The organism is Mesonia ostreae (genome assembly GCF_031845265.1).
Lineage (GTDB): Bacteria > Bacteroidota > Bacteroidia > Flavobacteriales > Flavobacteriaceae > Mesonia > Mesonia ostreae.
This window is the reverse complement of record NZ_JAVRBG010000001.1, coordinates 299,811-325,814: the sequence shown is the minus strand read 5'-3', so window position 1 is coordinate 325,814 and position 26,004 is coordinate 299,811. Positions and strand designations below refer to the sequence as shown.

The 26,004-nt window shown below is 35.1% G+C and carries 22 protein-coding genes; 9 read left to right on the top strand and 13 right to left on the bottom strand.

All coding sequences use genetic code 11. The features are described from left to right. Window positions 1-12 precede the first annotated feature (12 nt). On the bottom strand, window positions 13-975 hold the full coding sequence (locus RLT85_RS01605) for a YpdA family putative bacillithiol disulfide reductase (protein WP_311400292.1): 963 nt from the start codon (window positions 973-975) through the stop codon (window positions 13-15). Between the two features lie 85 nt (window positions 976-1,060). Continuing rightward, on the bottom strand, window positions 1,061-1,726 hold the full coding sequence (gene rpe, locus RLT85_RS01600) for a ribulose-phosphate 3-epimerase (RefSeq protein WP_311400291.1): 666 nt from the start codon (window positions 1,724-1,726) through the stop codon (window positions 1,061-1,063). A 228-nt stretch (window positions 1,727-1,954) separates the two neighbouring features. Between rpe and lplA the strand changes: the two genes are divergently transcribed. Next, a complete protein-coding gene (gene lplA, locus RLT85_RS01595) occupies window positions 1,955-2,959 on the top strand; it encodes a lipoate--protein ligase (RefSeq protein ID WP_311400290.1) in 1,005 nt (334 codons plus the stop codon). Between the two features lie 93 nt (window positions 2,960-3,052). On the opposite strand, the gene RLT85_RS01590 is transcribed toward lplA, so the two are convergent. The 6 genes from RLT85_RS01590 to rpsO all read right to left on the bottom strand — a co-directional run bounded on the left by RLT85_RS01590 (window position 3,053) and on the right by rpsO (window position 9,940). Then, complete coding sequence (locus RLT85_RS01590; RefSeq protein ID WP_308864401.1) at window positions 3,053-3,916, bottom strand: sigma-70 family RNA polymerase sigma factor; 864 nt, start codon at window positions 3,914-3,916, stop codon at window positions 3,053-3,055. Window positions 3,917-4,087: 171 nt separating this feature from the next. Then, window positions 4,088-5,287, bottom strand: a complete 1,200-nt coding sequence (locus RLT85_RS01585) for a glutamate-5-semialdehyde dehydrogenase (protein WP_311400289.1) — start codon at window positions 5,285-5,287, stop codon at window positions 4,088-4,090. 49 nt (window positions 5,288-5,336) lie between these two features. Further along, on the bottom strand, window positions 5,337-6,116 hold the full coding sequence (proB, locus tag RLT85_RS01580; protein ID WP_311400288.1) for a glutamate 5-kinase: 780 nt from the start codon (window positions 6,114-6,116) through the stop codon (window positions 5,337-5,339). 16 nt (window positions 6,117-6,132) lie between these two features. Further along, entirely contained in the window at window positions 6,133-6,942 is an 810-nt protein-coding gene (gene proC / locus RLT85_RS01575) for a pyrroline-5-carboxylate reductase (RefSeq protein WP_311400287.1), read from the bottom strand. A gap of 296 nt (window positions 6,943-7,238) precedes the next feature. After that, window positions 7,239-9,407: a polyribonucleotide nucleotidyltransferase gene (locus RLT85_RS01570; protein ID WP_311400286.1), complete on the bottom strand. Its 2,169-nt coding sequence runs from the start codon at window positions 9,405-9,407 to the stop codon at window positions 7,239-7,241. A gap of 263 nt (window positions 9,408-9,670) precedes the next feature. After that, complete coding sequence (gene rpsO / locus RLT85_RS01565) at window positions 9,671-9,940, bottom strand: 30S ribosomal protein S15 (RefSeq protein WP_308864389.1); 270 nt, start codon at window positions 9,938-9,940, stop codon at window positions 9,671-9,673. Window positions 9,941-10,171: 231 nt separating this feature from the next. On the opposite strand from rpsO, the gene RLT85_RS01560 reads away from it, so the two are divergent. The 5 genes from RLT85_RS01560 to RLT85_RS01540 all read left to right on the top strand — a co-directional run bounded on the left by RLT85_RS01560 (window position 10,172) and on the right by RLT85_RS01540 (window position 15,792). Further along, the gene (locus RLT85_RS01560) at window positions 10,172-10,591 is read left to right on the top strand and encodes an HYC_CC_PP family protein (protein WP_311400285.1); all 420 of its coding nucleotides are present in this window, start codon (window positions 10,172-10,174) and stop codon (window positions 10,589-10,591) included. A gap of 184 nt (window positions 10,592-10,775) precedes the next feature. Further along, on the top strand, window positions 10,776-13,022 hold the full coding sequence (locus tag RLT85_RS01555) for a TonB-dependent receptor plug domain-containing protein (protein ID WP_311400284.1): 2,247 nt from the start codon (window positions 10,776-10,778) through the stop codon (window positions 13,020-13,022). A 264-nt stretch (window positions 13,023-13,286) separates the two neighbouring features. Next, on the top strand, window positions 13,287-13,652 hold the full coding sequence (locus RLT85_RS01550; RefSeq protein ID WP_311400283.1) for a heavy-metal-associated domain-containing protein: 366 nt from the start codon (window positions 13,287-13,289) through the stop codon (window positions 13,650-13,652). A gap of 364 nt (window positions 13,653-14,016) precedes the next feature. Then, window positions 14,017-14,940 carry a T9SS type A sorting domain-containing protein gene (locus tag RLT85_RS01545; RefSeq protein WP_311400282.1) on the top strand — a complete coding sequence of 308 codons (924 nt, stop codon included), beginning with the start codon at window positions 14,017-14,019 and terminating at the stop codon, window positions 14,938-14,940. Window positions 14,941-14,943: 3 nt separating this feature from the next. Next, window positions 14,944-15,792, top strand: coding sequence for a T9SS type A sorting domain-containing protein (locus RLT85_RS01540; RefSeq protein ID WP_311400281.1), 849 nt, complete (start codon window positions 14,944-14,946; stop codon window positions 15,790-15,792). A gap of 50 nt (window positions 15,793-15,842) precedes the next feature. Here the strand turns inward: RLT85_RS01540 and accD are convergent, their stop codons facing one another. The 3 genes from accD to tamL are packed head-to-tail and all read right to left on the bottom strand — an operon-like array spanning window position 15,843 to window position 20,430. Further along, window positions 15,843-16,700 carry an acetyl-CoA carboxylase, carboxyltransferase subunit beta gene (gene accD, locus RLT85_RS01535; RefSeq protein WP_311400280.1) on the bottom strand — a complete coding sequence of 286 codons (858 nt, stop codon included), beginning with the start codon at window positions 16,698-16,700 and terminating at the stop codon, window positions 15,843-15,845. 34 nt (window positions 16,701-16,734) lie between these two features. After that, window positions 16,735-17,808 (bottom strand): class II fructose-bisphosphate aldolase, encoded by a 1,074-nt coding sequence (gene fbaA / locus RLT85_RS01530; protein WP_311400279.1) that lies wholly within the window; start codon window positions 17,806-17,808, stop codon window positions 16,735-16,737. A 54-nt stretch (window positions 17,809-17,862) separates the two neighbouring features. Then, window positions 17,863-20,430, bottom strand: coding sequence for a translocation and assembly module lipoprotein TamL (gene tamL, locus RLT85_RS01525; RefSeq protein WP_311400278.1), 2,568 nt, complete (start codon window positions 20,428-20,430; stop codon window positions 17,863-17,865). Between the two features lie 34 nt (window positions 20,431-20,464). Between tamL and RLT85_RS01520 the strand changes: the two genes are divergently transcribed. Next, window positions 20,465-21,187: a TrmH family RNA methyltransferase gene (locus RLT85_RS01520; protein WP_311400277.1), complete on the top strand. Its 723-nt coding sequence runs from the start codon at window positions 20,465-20,467 to the stop codon at window positions 21,185-21,187. Between the two features lies 1 nt (window position 21,188). Here the strand turns inward: RLT85_RS01520 and porT are convergent, their stop codons facing one another. Together porT and ubiE are read right to left on the bottom strand one after the other, a co-directional pair. Beyond that, window positions 21,189-21,881 carry a type IX secretion/gliding motility protein PorT/SprT gene (gene porT / locus RLT85_RS01515; RefSeq protein WP_311400276.1) on the bottom strand — a complete coding sequence of 231 codons (693 nt, stop codon included), beginning with the start codon at window positions 21,879-21,881 and terminating at the stop codon, window positions 21,189-21,191. A 4-nt stretch (window positions 21,882-21,885) separates the two neighbouring features. Then, a complete protein-coding gene (gene ubiE / locus RLT85_RS01510) occupies window positions 21,886-22,614 on the bottom strand; it encodes a bifunctional demethylmenaquinone methyltransferase/2-methoxy-6-polyprenyl-1,4-benzoquinol methylase UbiE (protein ID WP_311400275.1) in 729 nt (242 codons plus the stop codon). Between the two features lie 129 nt (window positions 22,615-22,743). Here ubiE and trkA point away from each other — a divergent pair, with 129 nt between their 5' ends. Both trkA and RLT85_RS01500 read left to right on the top strand, forming a co-directional pair. Continuing rightward, on the top strand, window positions 22,744-24,093 hold the full coding sequence (gene trkA, locus RLT85_RS01505) for a Trk system potassium transporter TrkA (protein ID WP_311400274.1): 1,350 nt from the start codon (window positions 22,744-22,746) through the stop codon (window positions 24,091-24,093). Beyond that, window positions 24,093-25,589, top strand: coding sequence for a TrkH family potassium uptake protein (locus RLT85_RS01500; RefSeq protein WP_311400273.1), 1,497 nt, complete (start codon window positions 24,093-24,095; stop codon window positions 25,587-25,589). The genes trkA and RLT85_RS01500 overlap by 1 nt, the downstream gene beginning before the upstream one ends. Window positions 25,590-26,004 lie beyond the last annotated feature (415 nt).

Genomic DNA, 26,004 nt, shown 5'->3' with positions numbered 1-26,004 from the left:
AATTGAAATTGATTAACTTTTGATGTTCTCCATAATGATTTTAGCGTGGATTCTAGAATTCTCGATAAACCATTTGTGTGTTTCTAGTCCGCCACAAATCACGCCTGCTAGGTAAATTCCTTTTTGGTTGGTTTCCATAGTTTGCGGATTGTAGGTCGGGATTTTTTTCTCTGTATCACCGAGTCTAATCCCCATAGATTCTAAAAAAGCAAAGTTGGGTTGGTAGCCCGTAAGTGCCAACACAAAGTCGTTTTTAAGGGTTTTAATGCCATTAGGAGTGTTTATTTCTATTTCGTTGTCACGGATTTCTTTCAGCTGCGATTCATAATAGACACTAATACTACCTTCTTCAATACGGTTAATAATATCTGGCCTCACCCAATATTTTACCCGCTCGCCAATAGATTTACCACGAATAATCATAGAAACATTTCCGCCTTTGCGATATACTTCTAAGGCAGCATCTACCGAAGAATTACTTGCGCCAATCACCGCAACATCTTGTCCCGCATAATAGTGCGGATCGTCGTAGTAATGGCTAACTTTTACTAAGTTTTCACCAGAAACATTTAAGGGATTAGGAATATCGTAAAAGCCTGTGGCAACAATAATATTTTTTGTGGAGTAAGTAGCTTTAGAAGAATTGACTTGATAAGCATCTTCTTGCTTCTTAACGCTTTCTACTTTTTCAAATAGTTTTATCTTAAGTTCATTAGACATAGCAATACGTCTGTAATATTCTAAAGCCTCTCTTTTGTTAGGTTTAGGATTATTGCTGATAAATGGAATGCTATCAATTTCCAATTTTTCTGAAGTAGAAAAAAAAGTCATATTGGTAGGGTAGTTGTAAAGAGAATTTACCAAAGGTCCTTTTTCTAGGATGAGGTAATTAAGATTTTTCTTTTTAGCTTCTAAGCCACAAGCAATCCCAATGGGACCCGCGCCAATAATGAGGATATCTAAAGTTGTATTCAAGACAAATAGCGTTTTAATAGGTTGGAGTTGAAAACGAAATATTTCCGATAAGGAAATAGAAGCTTCCCAAAAAATTGATTTTTAGTTATTTGTTCGTGATTTCCTTGAGTTTCTTAATGGTGCTTTTTGGATCGTCTGATTTAAACACGAAACTTCCTGCAACCAAAACATCTGCTCCTGCTTTTACTAATTTTTCTGCATTTTGATCGGTTACTCCGCCATCTATTTCAATTAAAGTAGAAGCATTATTGTTAAAGATGATTTCTTTTAATTGAGCAATTTTTTTATACGTATTTTCTATAAAACTTTGCCCTCCAAACCCAGGATTAACACTCATCATACACACCAAATCTATATCATGAATCACATCTTCTAAAAGCGCTACATTGGTATGCGGATTAATCGCAACACCAGCTTTCATACCGGCTGCTTTAATGGCTTGTAAAGTTCTATGTAAATGGGTACAGGCTTCATAATGTACGCTAAGAATATTGGCACCTAGGGCAGCGAATGTATCTATAAAACGATCTGGATCTACAATCATTAAATGAACGTCTATGGTCTTTTTGGCGTGCTTGGTGATTGCTTTTAAAACGGGCATACCAAAACTAATGTTAGGAACAAAAACACCATCCATAATATCTATATGAAAATAGTCTGCTTCACTAGAATTGATCATTTCAATATCCCGCTGAAGATTAGCAAAATCTGCCGCAAGAATAGAAGGCGCAATCAATTTATTATTTTTCATAAAAAGTCTTGTTGTGTTGAGTTGCAAAAATAAAGAATTAAACTGAGTCTTGATTTCAATTTAACGAAAACCTAAATAATCGTTTTTTCTTTTTTAAAAGTTTGCTTTTCACTATTTTACTGCAATGGTTATTCTTGATGCTTTACTCTCACAAAAAGTGATGTAGAGATTAAGTTTTTTATCAAATTTTTAATTCCGTGGAAACGGAAATCTAAATACTTTAATACTATGATTTTTATTGAAAATGAGGGCGTTAACGATCCGCATCTTAACTTAGCATTAGAAGAGTACATTTTAAGAAATTTTGATCGCGGCGATGATTACCTGCTGTTTTATATTAACGAGCCTTCTATTATTATTGGAAGAAATCAAAATACCCTAGAAGAAATCAACCAATCTTATACCGAAGAAAACGGAGTTCATGTAGTGAGAAGAATTTCTGGAGGAGGAGCGGTTTATCACGATTTGGGAAATCTCAACTTTAGTTTTATCACCGATTATGATAATACCAAACTCAATAATTTTAGAAATTTTACACGACCTGTAGTGAATGCCTTAAATGCGATGGGCGTAGAAGCAGAGCTAAAAGGGAGAAATGATATTTTAGTTGGTGATAAAAAAATATCTGGGAACGCTCAATTTTCTAGTGTAAAAAGAATGCTTAGTCATGGGACCTTGCTTTTTGACTGTGATTTAAGTGAAGTGCAGAACACACTAAATGTAAAGATGAGTAAAATTCAGTCGAAAGGGCATAAGTCGGTTCGCAGTAGGGTAGCTAATATTACTGAGTTTTTACCAGAACCTATCGACATTAAATCTTTCAGAAAAAAAATTATAGAGGAGGTATATCGCGACCAAGAGAATTTTACAACCTATCACCTTACGGAAAAGGAATGGGATGGCGTAAAGAAGTTAAAAGCCGAAAAATATGATCAATGGGATTGGAATTATGGGAAATCTCCAAAATTTAATATTCATAGAACCAAACGTTTTGCGGTGGGGGAAATAGATGTTCGCATCTTTGTAGAAAAAGGAACCATTAAAAGTCTTAAGATTTATGGTGATTTTTTTGGAAAAGAACCTGTAGAAAATATAGAAGAAATTCTTGAAGGGAAACGTTATGATCTAGCGGAAATCACCCAAGCTTTAGAAACTATAAATGTTGAAGATTATTTTGGAAATGTAGAGCAACCAGAATTTATTGATTTACTTTATGGAGAAGATGAACTATAGAAATATAAAAACCCCGGTCATCACTCCGGGGTTCATTCATCAATCAAACGAACAGTTATATTACTGTTTGTTCATGGCAAATATACTAAAATATTAGCCTAAGTATGTTTTTAAAATTTTGCTTCTAGTGGTATGCTTTAATCTTCTAATTGCTTTCTCTTTAATTTGTCTTACGCGTTCTCTAGTAAGCTCAAAAGTTTCTCCTATTTCTTCTAGGGTCATAGGTTGTTGATCGCCTAAACCAAAATAAAGACGTACAACATCTGCTTCTCTAGGAGTTACAGTTTCTAAGGCTCTTTCAATCTCTATTTTAAGCGAATCGTGTAACAACTCTCTATCTGGATTTGGCGATTCGCCAGACCGTAATACATCGTATAAGTTAGAGTTTTCTCCTTCAATTAAAGGTGCATCCATCGAGATGTGACGCCCAGAGTTTTTTAAAGATTCTTTTACTTCATTAATCGTCATATCTAACTCTTTGGCAATCTCTTCGGGACTTGGAGGTCTTTCGTTAGACTGCTCTAGAAAAGCAAAGGTTTTGTTGATCTTGTTGATAGATCCAATTTTGTTTAGCGGAAGTCTCACAATTCTAGACTGCTCTGCTAAAGCTTGTAAAATAGATTGACGAATCCACCAAACGGCGTAAGAGATAAATTTAAAACCTCTAGTTTCATCAAATCTTTTTGCCGCTTTAATAAGACCTAAATTTCCTTCGTTGATTAAATCGGGTAATGTTAAACCTTGATTTTGGTATTGCTTAGAAACAGAAACCACAAACCTAAGATTGGCGTTGGTTAATTTCTCTAAAGCCTTGTCGTCACCAGCTCTAATGCGTTGTGCTAACTCTACTTCTTCTTCTGCGGTAATTAAATCTACTTTACCAATTTCTTGTAAGTATTTGTCTAAAGAGGCGGTTTCCCTATTGGTAACCTGTTTGGTGATTTTGAGTTGTCTCATAGAATCTTCCTGATAATTAAAATATGGGTTATACTTTCTTATACGAGTGCTTTTGAAATAATGTTACAAAAAAAAGTAACTATTTAGTAATGCGTTGGTTTCTAGTTGACTATAAAGCAAAAAACATCCTGCTTGAAAAGCAGGATGTTTTAAGAAATAAATTCTATTTTTTTATACTCTTACGTGGCCGTCACCAAACACATAATATTTGTTGGTCACTAATTGTTTGAGTCCCAATGGTCCTCTGTGGTGAAGCTTGTCTGTACTAATGGCAAGTTCTGCTCCAACACCCATCTGTCCTCCATCTGTAAAACGCGTAGATGCATTATGATATACGGCAGCACTATCTACTTGTTCCATAAATTTCTCAGCTTCGGTTTTATCTGTAGTCATAATAGAAGCAGAGTGTCCGCCAGAATATTCGTTGATCATTTCAATCACTTGATCTAATCCGTCCACTTCAGCTAAAAGAATTTTTAAAGCTAAAAACTCTTCATGCCAAACGTCTTTTCCTGAAATTTCTTCTTTATCGCTTAAAACAGATTTGATGCCTTTATCAACAATAATCTCAACTTTAGCATCTTCTAATACGGAAGCCAATTCTTTTACTTTAGCTTCATACTCTGGAATATTTTTATCTATAAGTACTTTATCTAAAGCATTACAACCCGAAATCTTTTCGGTTTTAGCATTAAGAATTACGCTAATAGATTTTGCCCAATCCGCTGTTTTAGAAACATATAGAAAGTTGTTTCCTCTACCACTAATCAATACTGCACATTTAGCATGTTCTTTTACAAACTGTATCAGTCTTTCTCCTCCACGCGGAACGATTAGATCTAATGGCTCTGTAGGATTTCTTAAGAATTCTTGTGTTTCTTCTCTATTGATATGCATCAAGCGAATCCAAGTTTTGTCTAAATCATTTTCCGCCAATGCTTCATGCCAGCATTTTTCTAATATTACATTACTGTGATACGCTTCTTTTCCACCTTTTAATAAAATCTTATTGTTGGCTTTAAAGGCTAGTACCGCAGCTTCAATCGTAACATCAGGTCTAGATTCGTAAATGATCATAATAGTTCCAAAAGGAGCCGTTTTATTCTGAATGTTTAGTCCGCTTTCCAGGGTACGATCAGAGATAGTTTTGCCTACAGGATCTTCTTGATCTTTCACCTCAGTTATTGCCTTAATCATGTCATCTACTTTCGCTTCATTTACGACCAATCTATCGTAAAGCGCTTGATCGTCTCTTTTAAAAGCGTCTAGATCTTTTTTATTTTCGGCAATGATCTCCTTTCTTTTAGCGTCGATAATAGTAATCATCGACTGTAATACGTTATTTTTTTTATCTGAATTTAAAAGTTCCATTCTTTATTTTTTTTAATTATAAATTTCTTTCGTTCTGCATCTATAGTTATTATTCTTCAGAATTAATAAACTCTGTTCCTACATCTTTTCCTGCTACGATATCTACAATTACATTGGGACGTTTTCCGTTTGCGATATACGTAGGAATGCCTTTGGACGCAGTATGTTTGGCAATTTTTAATTTGCTTTCCATTCCGCCTCGACCTTCACCTTCTCCTTTTTCTGAAGCTTGCACGTATTTTTCTACATTATCATCGGTTTTAACTTGTTCCAATTTTTCCGATTGATCATCATCAGGGTGGCCCGTGTAGAGCCCGTCTGTATCGCTTAAGATAATCAGTTTATCGGCATTTACAAGTTCGGCCACAAGGCTCGCTAGCTCGTCATTATCAGAAAACATAGACATAGTTAAGGAAACCGCATCATCTTCATTAGCGATAGGAATTACGCCTTGAGACAATAATCCTTCATAACAATTAATCATATTTTCTCTATAAGCTCCCGGATCAAAATCTCTTTTGGTTGCTAGAACTTGCGCACATCGCATCCCATAATCATGAAAAATACTATAATAATGTCTCATCATTCTAGGTTGTCCTACCGCAGAATAAACTTGTCTTCTAGAAGAAGGATCTTCAATATCGCATATTCCCAAAACCTCTCTTCCTGCAATAGCAGATCCAGAAGACACCAAAACTACCATAATATCTTCCTCGTAAAGCACAGAAATCTGTCTTACGAGCTCTTTTAATATAGGTCCTAGAATTCGGTTGTCTTTGTTGGTCATTACATTAGTTCCAACTTTTACTACAACTCTTTTCTTACTCATAATTTCTTGTTTATTTTTATTTATCTGCTTCTCCTAATTCTACTGCTCTATCAAAAGCAGCGTATGCAGCATCTTTAATTAATTCGTTTACATTATTATCTGCCATAGAATCTAAGGCAGCTCTCGTAGTTCCTCCTTTTGAGGCTACACGATCCATCCAAGATTGCGGCGAAATATCTGATCGATTAAATAACTCTACAGCTCCCTCAAAGGTGGTGCTTACTAGTACCTTAGAATCATAGTCAGAGAAGCCCATTTTCTTGGCTGCATCTAACATAGATTGCATAAAATAAAACACATAAGCAGGTCCGCTTCCAGATATTCCTGTAGAAGCATCAATAAATTTTTCTGTTTCTACGTGAATAGAAGCTCCCGTAGTATCTAATAAATTTCTAATCATAAGAAGTTCTATACGAGATACCTCCTTAGATTCTGTATACGAAGTAACTCCTTTTCCTACCTGCGCCGGTAAATTAGGCATCGTTCTCACTACTTTCTTTACGCCTAAACTATCTTGAATACTTCCAATAGTTACTCCAGCCATTAAGGAAACAAAAATCTGACTATCATTAATCATCGGTTTCATCTCTTCAAAAAGGGAGTCACAGTGGTAAGGTTTTACTGCGACAAAAACCAAGTCTGCTGTAGGAAGGCAGTCTTCTAATTTTTCGTAAACATCAAAAGTGCCAGTTTCTCTTAAGCTTGCAATTTTGCTAGGATCAGTATCATATATTTTAAGTTTTTTACTGCTTAATAGTGGAGATTTTGCCATTCCTTCTGAATAGGTTAATCCCATATTTCCTGCTCCTATTACTAATAATTTCATATGATTGATTTATAGTTAATTTTTTGTTTGTCCTATGAGTTGCAATATGCATACGGAAGACAGCATTATTTTTTAAAATTTCTCACTTTTATCAAAATACTAATAATTCATGCTATGAAGCTTACATTTTGCATAATTTTAAGCTTATAGATATCTATTTTTCTATTACTAAAAATTTATTAACATTTTGCTCTCTGCCATGTAGTCGGAAAAGTGAAAGCATGTCAGTTAATACTATCTTAAAAAAAAATAGCCTTAGAGTTTTCTAAGGCTATTTTATTTAGAGATTTTATTTCTTAATCTTCTTTCTTTGAATTAGAAGAATCTTTTTTCTCTTCTCTTGGAGGTCTTGGTAAAAGCGCTTTTCTAGAAACTTTTTCTTTTCTCGTTTTTGGATCTACTCCAAAATATTTCACATCTAAAACGTCTCCCATATTTAATACATCGGTTACGTTAGTGGTGCGTTCCCAAGCCAATTCAGAAATGTGCAATAAAACTTCATTTCCTGGAGCATCTAGGTATTCTACTACGACTCCAAAATCTAAAACTTTAATCACTTTAACTTCGTAAACGCTTCCTTTTACTGGTTTAAAGGTTACGGAGTCAATTTTAGCAAGAACTTTATCAATTCCTTCTTGATCTGTTCCTAAGATTTCGATAATTCCTTCTTCGGTTACAGGATCTTCGTTAATTACAATCGTCGTGCCTGTTTCTTTTTGAAGTTCTTGAATTACTTTTCCTCCAGGTCCAATAATTGCTCCAATAAATTCATTAGGAATTCTTCGCGTTACCATTTTGGGAGAATGTGGTTTCACATCTTCGCGTGGTACTGCAATCGTATCGGTTAGCTTTTCAAGAATATGTAATCTTCCGTCTCTTGCTTGTTTTAATGCAGCTACAAGAACTTCGTAACGCAATCCTTTTACTTTAATATCCATCTGGCAAGCGGTAATTCCGTCTGCTGTTCCAGTTACTTTAAAGTCCATATCTCCTAAGTGATCTTCATCTCCTAAGATATCAGATAAGACAGCGTATTTTCCTGAATCTGCATCAGAAATTAATCCCATGGCAATTCCAGAAACTGGTTTTATCATTTTAATCCCGGCGTCCATCATAGCCATAGTACCAGCACAAACCGTTGCCATAGAAGAAGAACCGTTAGATTCTAACACTTCAGAAACTACACGTACTGTATAAGGACAATCGTCTGGAATCATTCCTTTAAGACCACGTTGTGCAAGATTACCGTGACCTACTTCTCTACGAGAAGTTCCACGAATAGGTCTTGCTTCACCCGTACAAAAAGGAGGGAAGTTATAGTGAAGGTAGAAATTCTCTTCTCCTTCGTAAGATGGCATATCTATTTTATTTGCGTCTCTAGAAGTTCCTAAAGTTACCGTAGCTAATGCTTGTGTTTCACCACGTGTAAAAATAGCAGACCCGTGTACAGATGGTAAATAATCTATCTCACACCAGATGTCACGTACCTCATTTGTCTTACGACCGTCAAGGCGTAATCCTTCATTAACCGTAAGATCACGAACTGCAGCTTTTTCTGCTTTACGATAATATTCTGAAACTAAACCGCCATGCTCCTCTAATTCTTCTTCAGAGAAAGATGCTTTTACTTCCTCTTTAATAGTGGCGAATGCAGCTGTACGCTCTTGTTTAGAAGAACCTGCTTTTGCAACGGCATAGACTTTATCGTAAGCCATATCGTGAACTTGCTTGGCTAGCTCTTCATTTTCAACAGCACCTTCATACTCACGTACTTCTTTTCTGCCAAAAGCATCAGCCAAACGATGTTGTGCTTCAATTTGAAGTTTAATAGCTTCGTGTGCAAACTTAATGGCTTCAATCATTTCTTCTTCAGAAATCTCTTCCATTTCACCTTCTACCATCATCACAGAATCTGCAGAAGCTCCAATCATCATATCGATGTCAGACTCTTCTAACTGGGCTCTCGTAGGGTTAATCACAAACTCTCCATTTACACGTCCTACTCTTGCTTCAGAAATAGCACATTCAAATGGTAAATCAGACAATTGAATTGCTGCGGAAGCAGCCAAACCTGCCATTGCTTCTGGCATCACATCGTCGTCATGAGACATTAACTGAATCATCACCTGAGTTTCAGCAGTATAATCTTTTGGGAATAATGGACGTAGTACACGATCCACTAAACGCATCGTTAAAACTTCCCCGTCACTTGGTCTAGCTTCTCTTTTAAAGAAACCTCCTGGGTAACGTCCTGCTGCTGCAAATTTTTCACGGTAATCTACCGTTAAGGGTAAGAATGGTAAGTCTTTTTGTTCGTAGTTAGAAACTACGGTACAAAGCAACATACATTTTCCTGATTGAACAACCACAGAACCGTGTGCTTGTTTAGCTAATTTTCCGGTCTCGATTGAGATTTCTCTTCCATCTCCTAAATCGATGACCTCTTTAAAAACTTGTGGAATCATAATTTTTTTATTCTAAGTTAACAATTGGTCTCCGCCTTACCATGACGGTCTGGGTTGTGTGTGGTGTGTAGTGCAATGATATGACCAATGAAAAACTAATAATGTAGTTTTTTCTTTTTCTCTAGAAAAACCTGTTTTACCAGGAAAAAACAGTAAACTCATCTATACTTTTCGCTTTGTAGCGTAAAAGAGCAATTTTTTAGTCAATGAAAAAAGTTTATACGAGTTCAATATAAAAAAAGGGGCATAAAGCCCCTTGAAAATTATTTTCTTAATCCTAATTCTTTAACGATTTCACGATATCTTACAATATCTTTCTTCATTAAATAATCTAGTAAACTTCTTCTTTTACCTACCAGCATTACTAATGAACGCTCAGAGTTGTAATCTTTTTTATTTGTCTTTAAGTGATCAGAAATATACGCTATTCTTTTAGTAAATAGTGCAATTTGTCCCTCTGTTGAACCGGTATCGTTTTTTCCTTTACCGTGTTTTGCAAATAAATCTTGCTTTTCTTCCTTTGTTAAATACATTCCAATATTATTTCAATGATTATTATGTACAGATAGTTTTTCTATCAAGCGGCAAATATAAGGCTAAAAAATAAATATCCTATTTTAAAACAAGTATTTTTAGTGCTTAACTTGTTGATTCTAATCAATTACTAATTAAGTGCTGTGATTGAAGCCAGCTTTAGTTTTACAACGCATTATCTAAAAAAAATATGGTTTTACATATTCTTAAAAAAAGATTACTTTTGCATCGTGAAAATTAATATTTTACATAGAATTTTATCTTCTGTAGTAGCAGTGCTTATTCTGCTTTCTACCACTTCCTTTACGGTGAAGAAGCATTTTTGCGGTGACGCTCTTGTAGATACTACTATCTTTACGGAAGTAAATTCGTGTTGTGAATTGGTAATTTCTACACCTTTGGAGAAATCAGAAATAAAGTCTCCTTCTTGCTGTAAGGATACGTCTAAATTTTTTAAAGGTCAGGATCAATTAATTCTGAAGAATTTTGAGAAGCTTATCTATCCTCAACAGATTTTTTGGATAATACAGGAAAATCCCTATTCAGATTTATTAGAATATCTACCTAAAAATTGTATTCCACACCAATATTATTCTTCTCCCAAAATGCTGACGGATATCCAGCTTCAGCAGCAAGTTTTTTTAATTTAGAACTCTAAGAGATTTCCTTTGCATCCGCTCTCGCAATGGTATGTTATAAATTGCACACGGATTAATTTCCGCGGAAGCGAAATAAAGGAGATACAAAACTTTATTCTTATCAATTTTAATTAAAAAATCAGTTTAAGTTACTTGAAAAAATATTCTTGCTGACTTATATATATCCTCTTAAAAAATGAAAAAATTACTCTATCTGTTTTTTCTCTTTATATTTCCGTTAAGCATGTTCTCACAAGAGAAAGTAGAAGGCATTATCTATGATGAAGGTTCAGGCAACGCTAAGACTCCGTTATTGGGTGCAAATGTATATTGGTTAAACACAGAAGTTGGAACGGTAACCGATTTTGATGGAAAATTTTCTATTCCGTATACAAAAGAATACCAGCAATTAATCATTAGTTATATTGGGTTTAAAGCCGATACCATTGTGGTAACTAATCCTAAAAAGAAAATTAAAGTTTCGCTAGCGCCCAAAAGTAATTTAGATGAGGTGAAAGTGGTTTCTAGAAAAAGAGCCACTTCTAGATCTTATATTGAAGCTAAAAATGTGATCAATGTAAGTAGCGACGAATTGCTAAAAGCGGCCTGTTGTAACTTGTCTGAAAGTTTTGAAACCAATCCCTCCATCGATGTGAATTTTGCCGATGCCATTTCGGGAACCAAGCAAATTAAGATGTTGGGACTCACAAGTCCGTATATTCTTATCGCGATGGAAAATATTCCTAACGTTCGCGGTGCTTCTCAAGCCTACGGACTCACATTTACTCCGGGAACTTGGGTGGAGAGCATTCAAATTACCAAAGGTGCGGGAAGCGTGGTGAATGGTTATGAAAGTATCGCAGGACAAATTAATGCCGAGCTGCAAAAACCAACCAAAGACGATCAATTTTTTCTGAATGTGTATGGTGCAAGTAGCGAGCGCTTAGAATTGAATACACATTACAATACCAAAGTAAGCGATAAGTGGAGTACAGGAATTTATCTTCACGGGAATTCGCATCAAAAAGAACACGATGTAAATCACGATAATTTTCTGGACATGCCTAAGTATCATCAAATAAATGTAATGAATAGATGGCAATATACCGACACTGAAAGTGGGTTTGTAGGCTTTTTTGACGTTCGTTTCTTAGATGATCATAAACAAACGGGAGAAGTAAATTTTGATCCAGATACAGATAAGTTAACCACCAATGCTTGGGGAAGTGAAATTGATACGCAGCGGTATGAATTTTCTGGAAAATTGGGTTATGTAGATCCAGATCTTCCTTGGCGAAGTGCCGGACTTCAATTTGCGGCAAGTAACCATCAACAGGATTCTTATTTTGGCTTGCGAACTTATAATATAGAACACAACAGCATTTATTCTAACCTAATGTATAACAGCATTATTGGAGATTCTCGACATAAAATTAAAACGGGAATTAGTATTACTTATGATAAGTATGAAGAATTGGTAGAAACTTCTTCTTTTGAGCGTGTAGATAACTCGGTTGGAGCGTTCTTTGAATATAATTTTGATAATCTAGAAGATCTAAATTTTACGGCAGGTATGCGCGTAGATCAGCATAATAGGCTAGGGGTATTTGTGACGCCACGGGTTCACGCACGGTATACTCCTTGGGAGAAATCTGCGTTTAGAGCTTCTGTTGGACGTGGAAAGCGTTTAGCCAATATTTTTGCTGAAAACCAGAATCTATTTGCTACCTCTAGAAATATAAATGTGATCGCTTCCGCGGAAGGAGAAATCTATGGTTTAGAACCAGAAATTGCGTGGAACTATGGCGTTTCTTACCTGCAAGGATTTAATTTATTTAGCCGAAAAGCAGACGTTACTTTCGATTTTTACAGAACCGATTTTCAGAACCAAGTGGTGGTAGACTGGGAAAACCCGAATCAGGTTAGTTTTTATAATTTAGAGAATGATAGTTATGCCAATAGCTTCCAAACCGAAGTAAATTATAACATTCTGGAAGGCTTAGATACGCGTTTGGCTTATAAATATTATGATGTAAAAACCAAATATCAATCGGGTGAAAAAATAAAGCCATTAACGGCACAACATCGCTTTTTCACCAATCTTTCTTATGAAACTCCCATTAAAAATAATAGCAAGTGGAAGTTTGATGTGACGTACAACTGGTTGGGAAAACAACGCTTTCCTTCTACGCAAAGCAATCCAGAAGCTTTTCAGTTACCAGAATATTCTCCCACAGTATCTACCATTAATGCACAAATAACGAAAGTGTTTTCTCCAAAATTTGAAATTTATGTAGGAGGAGAGAATATCACCAATGTAAGACAAAGTAACCCTATTATGGATGCTGAAAATCCATTTGGCTCAAACTTTGATACTACTTTTGTGTACGGCCCTGTTTTTGGTAGTATGTATTATGCAGGTTTAAGATTTAGAATTAAATAAAAATGGTCACCTCGAGCGGAGTCGAGACGCATTTTTCACTTGTATATAAAAAACACAATAAACGATTAAAAGCCCACGCAGTTATAGAATTAAATTATAGTCAAGATTTTTCCCTGTAAAAAAAGGGGTTAGCCCGCATGAACGAATTCATTCGAGCAGGGGGTGTGTAGTAGTAAATTTTTTTTTGTATATCTTTAAAAAGAAATAATCAATTAAGAGTAACGCAGATATAGCATTAAATAATAATTAATAAAAAATAAAATGATGAAAAAAGTACTAGGAATAGCCATGTTTTTAATGACTACAGTCATGTTTGCACAAAATAGAAATGCCAAAGCTTCTTTTGATGTAGACGGAGTTTGTACGATGTGTAAAGATCGTATTGAAACAGCGTGTATAAAAACCAAAGGAGTAAAAAGTGCCAATTGGGATGTAAATACGCATCAGCTTGATTTGATTTACAACGAGCATAAAACGAATCTAAACGCTATTAAAGGAAATATTCTTGAGGCGGGACACGACTTAGCCAGTACCAAAGCAACAGATAAAGCTTATGCTGGTATTCATGACTGTTGTAAGTATCGCGATGAGGAAGTGAAAGACGATCATAAAGATGATAAGACTAAATAAGAAGTCTTAAAATTTCTAATAGTAAAAGCCTTTAAAATTGTATTTTAGAGGCTTTTTTTTGCATACGCGTGTAGTGGTCCGCAGAATTAAATAATAATACTAATGTAACAACGAGCGTCAGCTGGAAAAAAGTCATTCTAGCGTTCCCGTCTAAGCGAAACGGGTAGGAAGTCGAGATGCTTTTGTTAAAATTTTCGACTTAAGTCTGCTTTGAGTCACAGTTGGGCGACTTAAGGTGAAAAATCTCATTTCGGGAATGAAGACAGATAACTGTATTCGTTGTCTTCTTTTCAAAAAATTAACAAATTTTAAATAAATATTATTTAATTGTTTTAAGTTTATAATATCAACCAAAACCGATATGATGAAACTTTTACTAAACTTGATATGCTTTTTCCTTTGTTTAGCGATTACAGCACAAACCACCAGTATCCCCGATACTAATTTTGAGCAACATCTTATTAATGAGGGAATTGATAGTGATGGGGTAATTAATGGGCAAGTGTTAACTAATGATATAGCTACTGTTAATTTACTTGATTTAAAAGGTGTTAGCAATCTAACAGGATTAGAAGCTTTTACAGATTTAGAATACTTAATCCTCCAAGAAGGAGGAGTTGCAGTTTTTCCTTTAAATCTAGTCATAGATCTAACCGCAAACTCTAATTTAATAGATGTAGAAATTAGATCTTTTGAAGGCTTAAAAACTATCGACCTAACTGGTTTGATTAATTTAGAAAACCTTACGGTAGTCGAGTTACAAGATGATGTAATTACGATGGGAGTAGAGGTGTTGGATCTAAGTACCAATCCTAATATTAAATTTGTACAAACAGGGTTTTTAGATACATTAAGAGAAATTAACTTACAAAATGCTAATAATGTCAACACTACAGATATGATAATTAATGTCATTCATTATAGTAATTCTTCATTATGTATGAAAGTAGATTACGCTACCGCGGCTACAAATAATACTGCACCTTATGATAGTTGGACGCTGTATGGAGTAAATCCTAGTTTTTATGACCAAGGAGTTTGTACATTGGCAGCAGATATTGCAAATAAAATAGAAGTTGATTTATACCCCAACCCTGTACAAAACAGTTTTCAAATAGAAACTTCAGAAGAGCTTAAAAATGTAAGCGTGGTTTCTATAGCTGGAGAAGAAGTAGCAAATTTTGAGTCACAGCAAAATTATAATATTGCTGGCTTGGCTGCTGGAGTGTATTTTGTAAAAATACAAACAGCTAAAGCGAAAAGAGTTCAGCGAATTGTTAAACGATAGATCATGAAAACATATATAAATATTTTAAGCTTTTTCCTTTGTTTAGCAATTACAGCACAAACCACCAGTATCCCCGATCAAAATTTTGAACAAGCCTTAATTGATTTAGGAATAGATTCAGATCAAACTATAAACGGGCAGGTATTAACAAGTGATATTAGTAGTATAGAAAATTTAGATTTGAGTTGGAAAAATTTGACTGATTTAACAGGAATAGAAGCTTTTCAATCTTTAAAAATTTTAGATATTTCATATTCCTATTTAGATTATTATTCCACTCCACTAGATTTATCAGCCTTAATAAGTTTAGAAGAATTATATATGGATGCAGACAAAGACGATATAAGTTTATTTGTTGGGAGACTATTGCTTAATAATAATCCAAATTTACAAATGATAGAATCTACTGGCAATTGGTCATTAAATTCTATAGATCTAACGGGGAGTGATTTAACTTTAACCAATTTAGAGATTTCTGTATATAGAGACCCAACTGAAACAGGAGATTTATGTATTCAGGTTACTAACCCTAGCCAAGCTGTTGCTGGGCAGGGTAATTATACAAATTGGGTAGTTTGTTGTTTTTATAGCTTTTCAGATGATTGTAATCTAGATATCGATGACTCCAAAAAAGTGATGGTAAGTTTATACCCTAACCCTGTAGAAAATACATTTCAAATAACAATTTCAGAGGAGGTTAAAAATGTAAGCGTGCTTTCTATAGCTGGAGAAGAAGTAGCAAATTTTGAGTCACAGCAAAATTATAATATTGCTGGCTTGGCTGCTGGAGTGTATTTTGTGAAAGTGAGAAGTGATAAGGGGGAAAGTGTAAAGCGATTAGTTAAAAGATAACAATAGTAAATAAAATGAATACAAAAAAAGCGACCATTTGGTCGCTTTTTTTATGCTCGTACTTCTTGATTTAGAATTAAGTCTAAGTATAAATTCACTTTGTCTTTTAATTCTTTTCGCGGAGTGATAAAGTCTAAGAAACCGTGTTCTTTTAAGAATTCTGCGGTTTGGAAACCATCAGGTAACTCTTTTCCTGTGGTATCTCTTACTACACGAGGACCAGCAAAACCGATCAATGCGCCAGGTTCAGAAATATTGATGTCTCCTAACATTGCATATGATGCTGTTGTTCCTCCCGTGGTAGGGTCTGTACAAAGAGAGATATAAGGTATTTTAGCTTCAGACAATTGCGCTAATTTTACAGATGTTTTTGCCAGTTGCATTAAAGACAAAACTGCTTCTTGCATTCTTGCTCCTCCAGATTTGGAGATGATCATTAATGGAATGTTGTTTTTTAAAGAATGGTCTGCTGCACGAGCAATTTTTTCTCCTACAACAGATCCCATAGAACCCCCAATGAAACTAAAGTCCATACACGCAATTACGATATCTCTTCCTTTAGATTTTCCCACTCCAATACGAATAGCATCTTTAAGATTCGTTTTTTCCTCCGCTTCTTTAATACGGTCTGGGTACTTCTTTTTATCTTCAAATTTTAGAGGATCTTTAGACGTTAAATTCTTATCTAATTCTTTGAATTTATTGTCGTCAAATAAAATTTGAAAGTATTCATTACTTCCAATTCTTACATGATAGCCGTCTTCTGGACTTACATAGAAATTCTTCTCTAATTGCTCTGCATCTACAATCTTACCCGTAGGAGATTTATACCACAATCCCTTAGGCACATCTTTCTTGTCTTCAGTTGCCGTTTGGATTCCTTTTTTTGTTCTTTTAAACCAAGCCATAGGGTTGCTAAATTAGGTTTTATAAAAGTTAAAACTATTTCTTTAACGTGTGTACGTTATTTAAATCTTCAAATGCTTTTTTAAGTCGGTTTTTGAAAGTGATTTCACCTTCTCTTAACCATTTTCTTGGGTCGTAATATTTTTTATTTGGAAGATCGCTTCCGTCTGGGTTTCCTATTTGAGACTTCACATAATCTTGCTTATCTAAAATATAATCGCGAACTCCTTCCGTAAAGGCATATTGCAAATCGGTATCAATATTCATTTTAATCACGCCATATCCAATCGCTTCTCTAATTTCTTCTAAAGAAGAACCACTTCCGCCGTGAAATACAAAATCAATATGATTTTCTTCTACCTTATATTTTTTAGTAATGTATTCTTGAGAGTTTTTTAGGATCTTAGGAGTCAGTTTTACGTTTCCTGGTTTGTAAACTCCGTGTACGTTTCCAAAAGCGGCAGCAATTGTAAATTGATCACTTACTTTACTTAACTCTTCATAAGCGTAAGCCACTTCTTCTGGTTGAGTGTACAATTTGGATGAATCTATATCGGTATTATCTACGCCATCTTCTTCTCCTCCTGTAATTCCTAATTCAATTTCTAAAGTCATTCCCATCTTGCTCATTCTAGCAAGATACTTCTTACAAATTTCTATATTCTCTTCAATTGGCTCTTCGCTTAAATCGATCATATGAGAACTATAAAGTGGTTTTCCGTGCACCTTATAAAATTCTTCTCCTGCATCTAAAAGTCCGTCAATCCAAGGCAATAATTTTTTTGCACAATGATCTGTATGTAATATCACGGTAGCGCCATAAGCTTTTGCAAGCTCGTGAACGTGTTTCGCTCCAGAAACGCCTCCTAAAATTGCCGCTTGTTGATTTTCGTTAGATAAACCTTTTCCTGCATTAAAGACAGAACCTCCATTAGAAAACTGAATAATTACAGGTGCATTTAATTCGGCAGCCGTTTCCATCACGGTATTCACAGTATTAGAACCTACTACATTTACTGCTGGTAAAGCATAACTGTGTTTTTTGGCATGGTTAAAAATATCTTGAACTTCTTTGCCTGTGGCTACTCCAGATTTTATATTGTGACTCATAATTGTAAGATGCGTTAATAAGTTGTGGTGACAAAATTAGTAAAATAAAACTGCTTAGAAAGGATAATTAATCCCAACATTATAAACGGCATTTGAAAAGTTGTAATCTCTAAGCCATTTTTTTTGCTCTAAAGCGGGATTGTACGTTTTTAAACCTACATCAAAACGAATGACGAAAAAGTCTAAATCGTAACGTAAGCCTATCCCCGAACTTACCGAGAGTTCTTCTAAATCTTTTAATGAGCTAAACCGGGCCGCTTCATCTTTTACGTTGTCTAAGGCATTCCAAATATTCCCCACATCTACAAATAAAGCACTATTTAAAGATCCAAAGAGGTTAAACCGAAACTCAAAGTTAAAGGTAATTTTCATATTGGCCTCGTTAAACTCATTAACTCCGCCAGTACTTCCCGGGCCTAAATCATAGGCTTGCCATCCTCTGTTATCGTTGGCTCCACCAGCAAAAAAGCTTCGGGCAAAAGGGATACTGTTAGAGTTTCCATAAGGCACGGCTAATCCGCCAAGAGCTCGTACAGCGATTATATTTTTATTTCCTAAATCCCAATGTTTTATAAAATCGATTTCTCCCTTTAAGTATTGAGAAAATTGAACTCCGAATAAATTATAGTTTCCCGTCTTATTTTCCTTCAACTTTAATAGACTCGCACCGAGAGCTAGCGTATTTCCTGAAGCTTCCAATTTAAACCTAAATTGTGTAAACTCATCGTCATAAATATTATCTCGGGTATTTTTTATGTAATTAAAGCTCGTTGCAAGAATTAAGTTGTCCTCTGTTAGTCGCTCTTTTCTTTCAATAATATTTCTAGCTTCTCGTCTCTCTTCCGCAGGAAGAATTACGCTACTTGCATTCACTTCATTAATAAAAGCATTTACTCCTTCTGGAATAATCAAATCTGGCATTCCAGTTGCTCCTTCAGGGATTTCTTCAAAATATTCAGGATTAAGCTGATTGATGTTATTTTGCGCAATTTCATTTAAAGAACTAAACGAATTTCTATATACGTTAAAGTAGTTTCCCGTGTTGAGATTTCTTACATATTGCAAATCTAAAAGGTTTAGTCTATGTGTTAATTCTTTATTGGGATACCAGCGATACGTATATTTGCTTGTTACGTTTTGCTTATCTAAACCAATGTTTTGCTGCGAACTCATTCCTAAACTTGCCGTGGTAAATGGAGACATAGATTTAGGAATAATTTTTTCAGTATTGATAAACGGAAAAGCAATTTTAGGAAAAGTAAGGCTTAAATCTCCTCCAATTTCTGAAATATTAAAAAAGCGATCCTCACTTTCGGCAGCGTCTTTAGAAGAACCAATACTTCCTCTTCCCGAAATTTCTAAATTCTCTGCACCTTTAAAAACATTTCTAATGAGTAGTGAGCCTCCAAACCCAATTCCAAAATCCTGAATATTACTGCGAGAAACATCAAAATTATAGGTGACTCCAAACTTTGGTCTGGGGGTTAAAAACACATTGCTAATCAACTTGGTTCCTGTAGAATCTTCTGGATCTGGAATGTATTGTATGTTGGGATACTTAAATTGTCCCAGCTCATTCATTCTTTTAAAGGTGCGGGAACGATCTAAATCTCGATACACCTCTCCTTGTTTAATAAAAACGGCATTAGAAATTGCTTTAGGCTTGTATTTTAATTTCTCAAAACTATAAATATCATAACCTCTGTAACTAACGGAGTCAATAATGGGTTTATTTTTATTCTCATAACTATAATCTGGGAAAATGTTTACTTTACTAATGTAATGCACTTTATAAGGTACAGCGTAGGTAGAGTCTAAACGGGTCACTTCTCTATTGGCGATGACAAGATCTATATTAGCTCTACGATTGGTGTCTAGCGTATCGGCATCAAAACTGATGTATTCTTTTTCAAAATGAAATAAACCACTATTTCTAAATTGGGAGGTAATACGTTCGCGTTCCTCCTCAAAATCGGTAGTTTTAAATTGCTTTCCTTCTTTTACGGTAGCTTCTTTTTCTTTTAGACGGTAAAGAGAATCGGCTACGGGAGATTTAATTCTTTTAGTAATTGAATCTACGATATACGCTTGATGCGGTTTTACATAGTATTCTACTTCTGCACGTTTACGATCATTTTTAATAATCTTGTAATCGGTTTCTACATTAAACCAACCATTATTCCAGTACCAAGCTTTTAATCGTTTAGCAGATTTTTTGCTTTTAGCTTCGCTTACAATAGTAGGTTCTTGTCCCGTTTCTTCCAAAAAATCATTAAATGAAATGTATGCTCTGCGCATTCTTCTCACTTGCTTTTCTGAATAAATACTTTGTAAACGCGCTCTTCTTTTTTCTTTTTTGTCTAACCAACGGGTAAAGCTGCTGTCTGGAGTAGGATCTGCTAAGTTATAAATATGCAACCTTAACGGAAATCCTAAAAGCTTTACATTAGGCTCTTGGTACAACTGGTTGTATATTTGTCGCGTAGAAATGCGCTCATCATTTACTAAAATATTATTTTTGGTTAGTAAATGCTGATTGTCTTTTACTCGTTTTACTGGGTTACAACCCCAAATAAAAAGTACCAGAAGTAAGAATGTTATTTTTGCAGGTACAGCTTTCAAAAAAAATAATTTAGATTCAAAAATACGTCAATTTATGCTTAGCAAAAGCCAAATAAAGTTAATAAACAGTCTATCTCAAAAGAAATACCGAAATAAAAATGGATTGTTTGTAGCTGAAGGAATTAAAGTCATCAAAGAACTTCTTAACTCTTCCTACGAATTGCACATGCTTTTTACCGAAGTAGATTTGTTCTTTGTTGCAAAAGATAAGTTGACTATGGTGACTTCACAAGAATTAAAAAAAATCACGAAACTGAATTCTTCACAATCTGCTTTGGCTTTGTTTAAAATTCCGGAAACGGAAGAAAAACCGCTTAAAAATCTTGTAGTTGCTTTAGACGGAATAAGAGATCCTGGGAATTTAGGAACCATCATTAGGCTTTGTGATTGGTTTGGGGTAAAGCAATTGTTGTGCTCAAAAGATACCGTAGATTGCTATAATGAAAAAGTGGTGCAGGCAAGCATGGGATCACTCACAAGGGTTCATATCGCTTACGCGGATTTGTATGAAACGCTTAAAGAAACCAATTTACCCATTTTTGGAACTTTTATGGACGGAGAAAATGTGTATAAAACTTCATTACCGTCAAGCGGAATTTTAATTTTAGGCAATGAAGCCAACGGAATTTCTTCTAGCATGACTACCTTAGCAAAACAAAAACTGAGTATTCCACAATTCGGAAAGAATAAACACACTGAAAGTCTGAATGTTGCAACGGCAACGGCTATTTTATTAAGCGAGTGGAGGAGGGGCTAATTTATTGAAAAGTAAAATTGATAAAGATTCCTCTAGATTGCATACTGTTAATGTTTCCTGTATAGGCACTGTTAGGATCATCATCCTTTTTTAGTTCGTCGCTCATGGCAAAAACACCACGTATAGAGGGGGTAAATTTAAAGTAAGGAAGGTAGAAATCTACCCCAAAACCAACTTCGTAATAATTGGTGCTGTTAATCATCCTAAACTCTCCAGCGTTGTTATCGTCTGGATTTTTCTCGTTGCTAGATAAGTTGATAGAAGTGGAAACTCCAGCTACCACAAAGGGTTTGAAGTTGTTTAATCGTTTGGTAGAAAATTTCACCAAAAGCGGAATATGAACATAGGTAGATTTTACTTCTCTAAAATTATCTTCGGGAATATCTGGAAAGGTTAGGTTTCTATTGGCAAAAACTACACCTGGTTCTAATCTCAAATCGATGTACTCATTAATTCTTAGGTTTCCTAAAAGCCCAACATTAAAACCAATGTTTTTTTCTACAATAACATCCGAAGCACCGAGCTCATAGTCAAACTTAAAATCATAAGAATTAAAGCCTAAGAAGTAACCCCAAGACCAGCGTTGTTTGTCAAAATTCTCTTTGTTTTTTATCTTTTCCTTACTAAAAAGCCATTGAGCCTCTGTAGTTTGAAATGCCATAAAAAAGATAAACAGAAAAAATACTTTCTTCATAAACTTATTTTGATGCCGTATAAATCGTTGCTACTCCCATGGTTTGTGGGAGATGTTTCACTTGTGTAAACCCAACTTTTGATAAAATATTGTTGAACTTTTCTCCAAAAGGAAAAACTGCGGCGCTATCGCTTAAGTATTTATAAGCTACTTTGTCTTTAGAGAATAATTTCCCAATGGTAGGTAAGATGAATTTACAATGAAATCGATAGCCTTGTTTAAAAGGAAATTTGGTAGGGACAGAGGTTTCTAAAACAACAAAAATACCGCCTGGCTTCAAGACTCTTAAGATTTCTTTTAAGCCGTTTTCTAGGGTTTCAAAATTTCGCACTCCAAACGCTACCGTAATAGCATCAAAAGAATCGGTTTCAAAAGGCAAAGCTTCAGAGTCTCCCTGAATCATTTCAATAACCTTATCCAATTTTTTTTCTGTTATTTTTTTTCGGCCTACACTCAGCATTCCGTCAGAGAGATCTAAGCCAACAACCTTGGGTACGCCGGCTTCTGCTAAGCTAATGGCCAAATCCCCAGTTCCTGTTGCGATGTCTAAAGCTGTTTTAGGCTGGGTTTTCATCACAAAATCAATAACCTTTTTTCTCCAAGAAGTGTCAATTCCAAAAGAGATGACGCGGTTAAGACCATCATAATTTTCAGAAATCGTGTCGAACATCTGTTCAACCTGCTTCTTTTTGCCAAGCTCGGAGTCTTTATAGGGTGTAACTTTCTTAGACATCTTTAATTTTTTGTCAAAGATAAGTTTTATGCTTTAATTTTACTTTAAAGCACTGAAAAATTGCTTCGGTTGATTTTGCCATTTTTTTTTAAAAAGACCTATCTTTGTTCAGCCAAAATTTCACTTTTTATGAAGATAATTATTGCTGGTGCAGGAGAAGTTGGTTTTCATTTAGCAAAACTACTTTCTTTTGAGTCGCAGGATATCACTTTAATCGACAATAACAAAGTTAATCTAGGTTATGCAGATACGCACCTAGATATTAGAACGATAAAGGGAGATGCCACTTCTATGAAGATTCTTAAAGAGGCGCAAATAAAAGGAGCAGATCTTGTTGTAAGTGTTACCAGCAGTGAAACCACCAATATTACCGTTTGCGTATTGGCCAAGCAGTTGGGGGCAAAAAGAACTATAGCAAGAATCTCTAATACCGAATTTATTGAGGATAAAGAAGAGCTCGGGTTTGTTCAATTTGGGATCGATGAACTTATTTCTCCCGAATCTTTAGCGGCAAAAGAAATAGAACTGTTAATCAATCAATCTGCATTTAATGAGAACTTTCAATTTGATGAAGGTGCGCTTTCTATGATTGGTTTTAAACTTTCTAAAAATGCTCCTTTTGTAGGCAAAACAGTTAAAGATGCAGCTTTAATTTTTCCAAGTTTGCGATTTGTACCTATTGCTATTCAGCGATTTGGTACGCAGTACACTCTTATTCCTAGAGGAGATACGCAGTTTAAAGAAGGAGATCAAGTCTTTTTTATTACTACGGCAGATGGTGAAAAAGAACTTTATAAGCTTACAGGTAAAGTAAAACAAGAAATTAGAAACATTATGATTCTTGGCGGAAGCAAAATTGGAGCACAAACTTCTAAAGTGCTTAGCGATGCCAAATTTAATATAAAGCTGGTAGAGAAAGACCACGGTAAAGCTTTTGAGCTGGCAGATGAAATGCCTAAAGTATTGGTAATTAATGGCGACGGAAGAAATGTAGGGATTCTTGAAGAAGAGAATATTCATGATATGGATGCATTTATTGCCGTGACAGGAAATTCAGAAACCAATATTATGTCTTGTCTGGTAGCAAAATCTAAAGGCGTTAAAAAGACCATCGCTTTGGTAGAAAATATGGATTATTTTCAGCTAAGTCATTCCATCGGAATTAATACCCTGATTAATAAAAAGCTTTTAGCAGCGAATAATATTTTTAGGTATGTAAGAAAAGGAGAGGTAGTAGCGATGACCAAACTTAATAATATGAATGCAGAGCTGCTAGAATTTATTGTAAGTCCAGATTCTAAAGTTTGTAATACAAAAATTGTAGATATAAATTTACCGCGTTCGGCTATTGTGGGCGGAGTGGTACGACAAGGGGAAGGCATTATTGCGTTGGGAGAATTTTTGGTAAAAGAAGGCGACCGCGTAGTAGTTTGTTGCTTGCCAAGATCTATACATAAGGTAGAAAAACTATTTTCCTAATGCCAAAACTCAATCTTAAGATTATTGTGCATATTATGGGACTTTTATTGCTTTGCAATGGAGGTTTTATGATGTTAGCAACATTGGTAAGTTGGTATTATGCAGACGGTGTGACCATACAAATAGCAGCTGCGTCTATTACTACTATGCTTATTGGTGTGTTGTTGATGTTTCTAACTAGGGATTACCAAAAGGAAATGAAACAGCGAGAAGGTTATATTATTGTGACCTTCGGTTGGATTTTTATGGCTTTTAGCGGAATGTTGCCTTATTTGTTTACAGAATCTATTCCCACTATTACCAATGCTTTTTTTGAAACCATGTCTGGCTATACCACTACGGGAGCAACAATTTTAAATGATATTGAAGTTATCCCGAAAGGGGTTTTATTATGGCGTAGTTTAACGCATTGGATTGGCGGAATGGGGATTATTGTTCTTGCCGTTGCCATTTTACCATTATTAGGAATTGGAGGAATGCAACTTTTTGCTGCTGAAGCTCCTGGTCCCAGCGCCGATAAACTCAAACCTCGTATTACAGACACTGCCAAACGTTTATGGTTTATTTATGTTGGTTACACGGTAGCCGAAACAATCTTGCTTAAAGTAGCAGGCATGAATATGTTTGATGCTGCAAACCACGCTCTAAGTACGCTTTCTACAGGTGGTTTTTCTACTAAAAACGCTAGTGTCGCATATTGGAATCATAAACCTATTATTCAGTACATCATTATTGCCTTTATGTTTCTGGCAGGAATGAATTTTGTGATGAGTTACTTTGCTTTTAAAGGGAGAGTACAGCGTATTTTGAAAGATGAAGAATTTAAATGGTACTTTATATTTGTGAGTTCTTTTACGCTTATTGCAGCTTTGCTTATTTACTTTAATGCAGATGTTGGTCTGTCTTCTATAGAGCATCCCATGGTTTGGGGACAGGCAGAAAGTGCTTTTAGACACGCGCTATTTCAGGTGTTGTCTGTCATAACTACTACAGGTTTTGTAAGTGCCGATTTTACGATGTGGACACCCTTTTTGACCATTTTCTTTTTCGGGATGTTTTTCTTGGGAGGATCTGCAGGATCTACTTCAGGAGGGGTAAAAGTGGTACGTCATATCATTATGATTCGTAATGGGATCACCGAATTTAAACGAACCCTACACCCCAATGCAATTTTACCAGTGCGTTATAACGGAAAAAGCATTCAGGGGAAGATTGTATTTAATATTTTAGGATTTTTTATTTTGTATATGTTAGCCTTTATTATTGGAGCCATTGGCTTGGCTTCTTTAGGCTTAGATTTCTCTACGGCTATTGGAGGTGCAGCTTCTTCCTTGGGAAATATAGGTCCGGCATTCGGAGCTTTGAGTCCGGTGAATAATTTTGACGTCTTACCTTCCGCCGGAAAATGGTGGTGTGCTTTTTTGATGCTCATTGGTCGTTTAGAGCTTTTTACGGTGCTTATTATTTTAACTCCTTTCTTTTGGAGGAATAGGTAGGGGAAAAGAAAATAGACTAATGGGGAAAGTGAAAAGTGAAAAACTAAAAGTGAAAAGTTAAAAAAATTTATTTCGGAATAAAAACTAACAAAAGAACTGTCATTCTGAACCTGTTTCAGAATCTCATCCTCGCTTTTTCAAATCATAAAAAAAACTTTTACTTTAAAGAGAAAGATTCCTCAGTCGTACTTTCTTCGGAATGACAGTAGTGAGTGAAAAGCTAAAAGTGAAAAGTGAAAAATCCACAATCTACAATCGTTAATCTAAAGATTTCTTTCTTCGAAATAAAAACTAAAAAAGAACTGTCATTCTGAACCTGCCCGAAGTGGATTCATTCAGGCGGGACTGTTTCAGAATCTCATTCTCGCTTTTTCCAATCATAAAAAACAAGGCTTTTATAATTTTATCTGATATT

Coding starts and splice junctions, on each gene's coding strand:
- rpe (WP_311400291.1), bottom strand. CDS start 1,726: ATGAAAAATAATAAATTGATTGCGCCTTCTATTCTTGCGGCAGATTTT.
- lplA (WP_311400290.1), top strand. CDS start 1,955: ATGATTTTTATTGAAAATGAGGGCGTTAACGATCCGCATCTTAACTTA.
- RLT85_RS01590 (WP_308864401.1), bottom strand. CDS start 3,916: ATGAGACAACTCAAAATCACCAAACAGGTTACCAATAGGGAAACCGCC.
- RLT85_RS01585 (WP_311400289.1), bottom strand. CDS start 5,287: ATGGAACTTTTAAATTCAGATAAAAAAAATAACGTATTACAGTCGATG.
- proB (WP_311400288.1), bottom strand. CDS start 6,116: ATGAGTAAGAAAAGAGTTGTAGTAAAAGTTGGAACTAATGTAATGACC.
- proC (WP_311400287.1), bottom strand. CDS start 6,942: ATGAAATTATTAGTAATAGGAGCAGGAAATATGGGATTAACCTATTCA.
- RLT85_RS01570 (WP_311400286.1), bottom strand. CDS start 9,407: ATGATTCCACAAGTTTTTAAAGAGGTCATCGATTTAGGAGATGGAAGA.
- rpsO (WP_308864389.1), bottom strand. CDS start 9,940: ATGTATTTAACAAAGGAAGAAAAGCAAGATTTATTTGCAAAACACGGT.
- RLT85_RS01555 (WP_311400284.1), top strand. CDS start 10,776: ATGAAAAAATTACTCTATCTGTTTTTTCTCTTTATATTTCCGTTAAGC.
- RLT85_RS01550 (WP_311400283.1), top strand. CDS start 13,287: ATGAAAAAAGTACTAGGAATAGCCATGTTTTTAATGACTACAGTCATG.
- RLT85_RS01545 (WP_311400282.1), top strand. CDS start 14,017: ATGAAACTTTTACTAAACTTGATATGCTTTTTCCTTTGTTTAGCGATT.
- RLT85_RS01540 (WP_311400281.1), top strand. CDS start 14,944: ATGAAAACATATATAAATATTTTAAGCTTTTTCCTTTGTTTAGCAATT.
- accD (WP_311400280.1), bottom strand. CDS start 16,700: ATGGCTTGGTTTAAAAGAACAAAAAAAGGAATCCAAACGGCAACTGAA.
- fbaA (WP_311400279.1), bottom strand. CDS start 17,808: ATGAGTCACAATATAAAATCTGGAGTAGCCACAGGCAAAGAAGTTCAA.
- RLT85_RS01520 (WP_311400277.1), top strand. CDS start 20,465: ATGCTTAGCAAAAGCCAAATAAAGTTAATAAACAGTCTATCTCAAAAG.
- porT (WP_311400276.1), bottom strand. CDS start 21,881: ATGAAGAAAGTATTTTTTCTGTTTATCTTTTTTATGGCATTTCAAACT.
- ubiE (WP_311400275.1), bottom strand. CDS start 22,614: ATGTCTAAGAAAGTTACACCCTATAAAGACTCCGAGCTTGGCAAAAAG.
- trkA (WP_311400274.1), top strand. CDS start 22,744: ATGAAGATAATTATTGCTGGTGCAGGAGAAGTTGGTTTTCATTTAGCA.
- RLT85_RS01500 (WP_311400273.1), top strand. CDS start 24,093: ATGCCAAAACTCAATCTTAAGATTATTGTGCATATTATGGGACTTTTA.